Raw genomic sequence first — 1336 nt, 5'->3', positions numbered from 1 at the left:
AAAAGTAAGCAATAAAATAAATCGCATCTGGTGATGCACAAACACCCGTAGCTTCGGTGGTATGTTTAGCCCCGTTAAATCTTCCGCGCAGGCCGACTCGACTAGTGAGCTATTACGCTTTCTTTAAAAGATGGCTGCTTCTAAGCCAACTTCCTAGCTGTCTAAGCCTTCCCACATCGTTTCCCACTTAACATACACTTTGGGACCTTAGCTGACGGTCTGGGTTGTTTCCCTTTCCACGACGGACGTTAGCACCCGCCGTGTGTCTCCCGCATATCACTCATTGGTATTCGGAGTTTGCAAAGGGTTGGTAAGTCGGGATGACCCCCTAGCCTTAACAGTGCTCTACCCCCAATGGTGTCCGTGCGAGGCGCTACCTAAATAGCTTTCGAGGAGAACCAGATATCTCCCGGTTTGATTGGCCTTTCACCCCCAGCCACAAGTCATCACCGCATTTTTCAACATACGTGTGTTCGGTCCTCCAGTTGATGTTACTCAACCTTCAACCTGCCCATGGCTAGATCACCGGGTTTCGGGTCTACACCTAGCAACTCTTCGCGCAGTTAACACTCGGTTTCCCTACGGCTCCGCTATTCGCTTAACCTTGCTACTAAATGTAAGTCGCTGACCCATTATACAAAAGGTACGCAGTCACGGTCTCATAAGAGCCGCTCCCACTGCTTGTACGTATACGGTTTCAGGTTCTATTTCACTCCCCTCACAGGGGTTCTTTTCGCCTTTCCCTCACGGTACTGGTTCACTATCGGTCAGTCAGGAGTATTTAGCCTTGGAGGATGGTCCCCCCATGTTCAGACAACATATCACGTGTGCCGTCCTACTCGATTTCATCTTAAGGTCGTTTTCATGTACGGGGCTATCACCCTGTGCCGCTGCGCTTTCCAACGCATTCCATTAACTTCCAAAAAACTTAAGGGCTAATCCCCGTTCGCTCGCCGCTACTAGGGGAATCTCGGTTGATTTCTGTTCCTATGGGTACTTAGATGTTTCAGTTCCCCACGTTCGCCTCATAACGCTATGTATTCACGTTACAATAATCACTTATGTGATTGGGTTGCCCCATTCGGAAATCTGAGCCTAAAATGGTTTTTATCACCTGAGCTCAGCTTATCGCAGATTAACACGTCCTTCATCGCCTCTGACTGCCAAGGCATCCACCGTATACGCTTAGTCGCTTAACCATACAACTCTAATGAGTCTTAACTTTCGTTAAAACCTAAAGCTGTACGCAACTTGCTGGTTTGATAAGTGTCTTTCGACACTCGCCTTAGTTTTGAATATTCAAGACACTTAATAAAGTGTTGAGAACTTCGTTGAT

The 1336-nt window shown here is 47.6% G+C and carries 1 rRNA gene (only partly in view); it reads right to left on the bottom strand.

The features are described from left to right. Nucleotides 1-1199 (bottom strand): 23S ribosomal RNA (locus JQC92_RS21145) (it extends 1445 nt beyond the left edge of the window). Nucleotides 1200-1336 lie beyond the last annotated feature (137 nt).

This window comes from Parashewanella hymeniacidonis, assembly GCF_016900895.1.
GTDB lineage: Bacteria > Pseudomonadota > Gammaproteobacteria > Enterobacterales > Shewanellaceae > Parashewanella > Parashewanella hymeniacidonis.
The sequence above is the reverse complement of the archived record's forward strand: the minus strand, read 5'-3'. Positions and strand labels throughout refer to the sequence as shown.